5 protein-coding genes are annotated in these 4024 nt (G+C 62.1%); 3 read left to right on the top strand and 2 right to left on the bottom strand.

Annotated elements, in window-relative coordinates; translation table 11 throughout:
• Positions 1–172: 172 nt before the first annotated feature.
• Complete coding sequence (locus tag AC5RW2_RS41030) at positions 173–595, top strand: hypothetical protein (RefSeq protein WP_494032576.1); 423 nt, start codon at positions 173–175, stop codon at positions 593–595.
• A 39-nt stretch (positions 596–634) separates the two neighbouring features.
• A complete protein-coding gene (locus AC5RW2_RS41025) occupies positions 635–853 on the top strand; it encodes a hypothetical protein (protein ID WP_494032577.1) in 219 nt (72 codons plus the stop codon).
• Between the two features lie 232 nt (positions 854–1085).
• Here AC5RW2_RS41025 and AC5RW2_RS41020 read toward each other — a convergent pair whose 3' ends face one another.
• Entirely contained in the window at positions 1086–2021 is a 936-nt protein-coding gene (locus AC5RW2_RS41020) for a tyrosine-type recombinase/integrase (RefSeq protein WP_494037041.1), read from the bottom strand.
• 308 nt (positions 2022–2329) lie between these two features.
• Positions 2330–2539 (bottom strand): helix-turn-helix transcriptional regulator, encoded by a 210-nt coding sequence (locus AC5RW2_RS41015; protein ID WP_494032579.1) that lies wholly within the window; start codon positions 2537–2539, stop codon positions 2330–2332.
• Between the two features lie 822 nt (positions 2540–3361).
• Here AC5RW2_RS41015 and AC5RW2_RS41010 point away from each other — a divergent pair.
• Positions 3362–4024: hypothetical protein (locus AC5RW2_RS41010; protein WP_494075292.1), on the top strand; the 663-nt coding region annotated here is incomplete at its 3' end.

The following is a 4024-nucleotide window of genomic DNA, read 5'->3' as shown; positions in this document are numbered from 1 at the left end:
CCATACGAATTCATCGACCACCTCGAAGCGCAGGCTGGCCTGCTCGGCGAGGAGCCCTAAACGGTTTCAATGGCGCTGACTGAGAGACCAGACAGAGGGACCACACTCCTGGCATGGACGACGTCATAGGCCAGATATTTTGGCCCAAGGGCAACAGGTTCACACTGGAACCATGAGCACGACCGAACCTAACGCCGTGAGCCCGCAGATGCGCCAGACCATCCGCAACGCCGAACGCGCCTGGCGCCGGATTGCGGCAGAGTTCGGTCTGCTCACCGCCGGTCAGGTCCGCGAGGTGCTCGGATGGGATGCGGAGCTCTCGCTCGACAACGACCAGGAGGTCATCCGGCCGTGGATGGATGGATCCCTGCTGTACCCCGGTTTCCAGTTCGATCGGGAAACTCACAGCATCCACCCGATCATCAATCCGCTGCTCGCTTTGGCCAGAGAGAACGGATGGCCCGCCAAAGATGTGACGCTGTGGATGACTTCACCGTCCGGCTGGTTCGCAGACTGCCGGCGGCCCGTCAACCACTTAGGTGACGCAACCAAGGTGCTGGAGGCGGCCAGAGACAGTTTCGAAGGCATGTGGTAGCCGGCACCGGACTCTAGCGGACGCAACTACCCTCGGGCCATGAACACCGCTGAGCCGGCACCCTTGGTGTGCCTTACCGGTCACCCGCCACAGCAGATGACGGTGGCCGAAATCTACGACCCGGGTGAAGACGACCCGGAGATCATTCACGCGGTCTGGGAGTGCGGGACCTGCGGAGCCCGTTTCCGTCACGACGGCCCGCTCGGGTATGAGCCTGAACGGTGGGCCAAGGACTCGACGCTCCGCCGCCCGGATTGACGCGGCGCCGAGTCGTAATACAGAAGTGGCCCAGTGTCGATCCGGTAGAGGTTGGCCTGCTCGCTGCTGCCGGATCATCGATCTGTTCGGGTGAAAGCAGACCTCGCAGGAGAGGATTGAGTGTGCTCTGGGCACCGAAAGGCCCGTCCTACAACGGGTATCGCAGGACGGGCCCTCTTCTATGACTGGTGCCTTCGTCGAGCATCACGGGCGTAACGTACGCTCGACATACTCATGCTGATTCACGCTCTACAGCTGCAGGGGCGAGATCAGCCAACGCTTCGGTGTAATCCGGCACGAGATCAGGACGGCTGATGTAATGCACCCGCGTCACTTCGGGGGACGCGTGGCCCAGCTGTGCAGCAGCTGCCTGGTCGCCAGCAGATGCGGCCAATTGAGTGGCCACAGTACGCCTGAATGTGTGCGGGGTGATTCTTTCCGTGATTCCGGCCGCCTTCAACGCCTTGCGAAGATCATCCCGGAAATTCGATGGTCTGACGAAGGTGCCATTCCTGGTCGCAAACACGGCCCCGGTACCCGATGCCGCCGCATTTGCCCTGCGCCGCAGCATCATGCCCGTGGCCCAATCCGGCAAACGGACCGTGCGCCGGCTATCCGCAGTTTTTGGATAGCCTTGCCGGAAGAACAGCCCGGTCTGCTCTACGAGAGTCCCGGTGACTGTGACAGTGGGCGGCGAGGCCGCCAGATCGATGTCTTCCCAGCGGACGGCAAGCGCTTCTCCGAGGCGCAAGCCGGTAGCGGCCAGCAGCAGCACGGTGTCCGCCAGGCGGCTCGTTGGCTTGGGCCCGCCCACGCCCGGTTCGGGCTGTCGTGCTTGTGCAGCGTCGTAAACGGCTCGGGTTACGGCCGGGGTCATGACCTGAGGCTTCCGGCGGGGTTTCGGGATACGGGATACACTCCGGACAGGGTTGTCCACCCGGTGTCCTTGGCGCACTGCATAGTCCATGACCTGCTGCAGTACCTGTTTGGCCATGGCCGCTGTTCGGTAGCCGGTTCCTGCTTCCTTGTCGTAGAGGCTGTGAATTGCCCGTTCGCATTGCGGTGTACCGAGTCTGGTGACCGTTTCTCCGCCGAGTTTCGGCAGCAGCTGGTCTTTGATGTTCCGTTCGTACTTCAGCCAGGTTTGCATGCTCAGCCCGTCCGTCACGGTTCCCCCTTCCTGGGTCTCAGGATCGACCTTGACCGGTGCAGGCTTCCGCGATTCCAGCCATGCCAGTGCCAGGTCAGCTACGGTCAGCACTCCTGTTACTGAGGCTTGCTCGTGGCTCTCTCGCTTTTCCGCAATAGCCCGCCGGACCGCCTGCTCCGCGGCCCCCTTCGTCCGGCCGGAACGCCGTACGAAATGGATGCGCCCGACAGAATCACGGAACCGGGTGCGTGCCTCCTAGCGGCCTTCCGCATCCTGCTTCGAGGTGATGTTCTGTGGCTGCCAGGCGGGTGTTTGCGGGCGCCCCATTACGCGGCCCTCTTCTGCAGCCGTGCGGCCATCCATGCATCGACGTCAGCCATCCGGTACATGACCCGTCGTGCTCCGACCTTGGCGTAAGTCGGCCCGATGTCCATGCTGGCCCAGTTGGCCAAGGTTCCTGTGCTCACGCCCATGTGGGCCGCCGTCTGCTTGCGGGTGAGCCACATCGCGGGCTCATAGTTGTGAACTTGTTCCATGCCAACTTCTATGCGCGAAGCTGAACGACAGGTGTCGCTTTTGAGCCCGGCACGTAAACGGCACGCTTTGCAAATGAACTTCCGTGATCTGCAGTGAACACACCAGGCCTGAAAATCCCCGAAATGACGCTGATTCGGGCTCATTGGTGAGCCCCCGGGAAAACTCGTGAACTCAGCACTCGTAATGAGAAGGTCACCAGTTCGATTCTGGTAGGAGGCTCCATATTCAAGGGTTTTTGCCCCGGCCCGCCGGAGTCCGGCACGCTTACGGCACGTTTTGAAATCCGCTGATCCATGAACGTGATCCTACGCGTCCTCGCTGCCCACGGTTGATGGCCACTAACACTAACCGTGCAGCGATCAAGTCAGCAGGCTCCGATACATATGATGGAGCGGGAATGTCGGCCTTATGTAGCCAGGCCAAAAAACAGACAAGATCCCTGCCGACCAAGGCAAGCCCCCCGTGAGCGTCCACGGACTGCCGAACGAAGCGCCGCTTATAACGGAGGGCACCGGCGGGCACCACCGGTGAGTTAATGTAGTCGGGCCGAGACCGGTAGAGGACCAATTGACAATAGTCTTAGGCGACAGATGCATCCGTTCGGCTACCTGTGCCGGGAGACAGCCCCGCGAGCAGGACGATGATACTGCCGGCGATGACGGTCAGCGTCTGGTAGACCATGGGTGCCTCCGAGCATGCCTGGCTGGGTATTTTTACTCCCCTGAACACATGCGCATACCCCGCTGGGTAAGCTCACCGCAGCCTCCCGAAGAGGCGCTACGGTGGAGTTCAGAAGTGCCGAAAAGCAGGGAGTTTTGCAGTTGGAACACGCTGATGTCGGAGCCGTCCGCCTGGGAATTCTGGGCGATCGCGGACCGGAAACCGAAGCGGCCATCGCCTACTGGGAAAACGAGGTCAGCAAGCGCGATGAGCTGTCCTTTCCCCGTGTCCTGAAGGAGCTGTGGGGCGACCGTATCGACCGCCGTAACGCGGACAAGGTGGCCCAGCATGTGGCCCAGTTCGTATCGGCTGAACTCACGGGGCTGGCTTGCGAACGGTGCGGTCAGCCGCTGCCGCCGGTGCCGGTGGGCAGCCGCGCGGAGGCCAGGAAGGTCTGGAGTGCCCAGCACTCCCGTTTCAGAACGGGAATCACCTGTGACCGCTGCCGGGACCGGGTACAGCAGTGGATTGACAAATCCGACCGCCTGTTGCCGCAGACCGTCACACTGGACGTTCTGCTCTCCGCCCTGGCGCTGCGGCAGACCGCGGAGTACGGTGCACGGATACCGGGATTTGCTCTGAAGGAGACCCTATCGTTCCCGGACGTCGCGAAGCTGGCCAGTACCCTGCTGGTCCCCGAGGATGCGAGCCTGGACGCCGTCGTCTTCAAGGAAGACGGGAAGGCTTTCTGCGACCCGGAAATGATCACCTGGATGTTCGCCGGCGAGGGGATGCCCCAGCAGCGTATTCAGGCGGCCGATGAC

This window comes from Arthrobacter sp. B0316-1-20, assembly GCF_059091865.1.
Note: the sequence above shows the minus strand (reverse complement) of the source record. Positions and strands in the feature narration are given on the sequence as shown.

Coding starts and splice junctions, on each gene's coding strand:
- AC5RW2_RS41030 (WP_494032576.1), top strand. CDS start 173: ATGAGCACGACCGAACCTAACGCCGTGAGCCCGCAGATGCGCCAGACC.
- AC5RW2_RS41025 (WP_494032577.1), top strand. CDS start 635: ATGAACACCGCTGAGCCGGCACCCTTGGTGTGCCTTACCGGTCACCCG.
- AC5RW2_RS41015 (WP_494032579.1), bottom strand. CDS start 2,539: ATGGAACAAGTTCACAACTATGAGCCCGCGATGTGGCTCACCCGCAAG.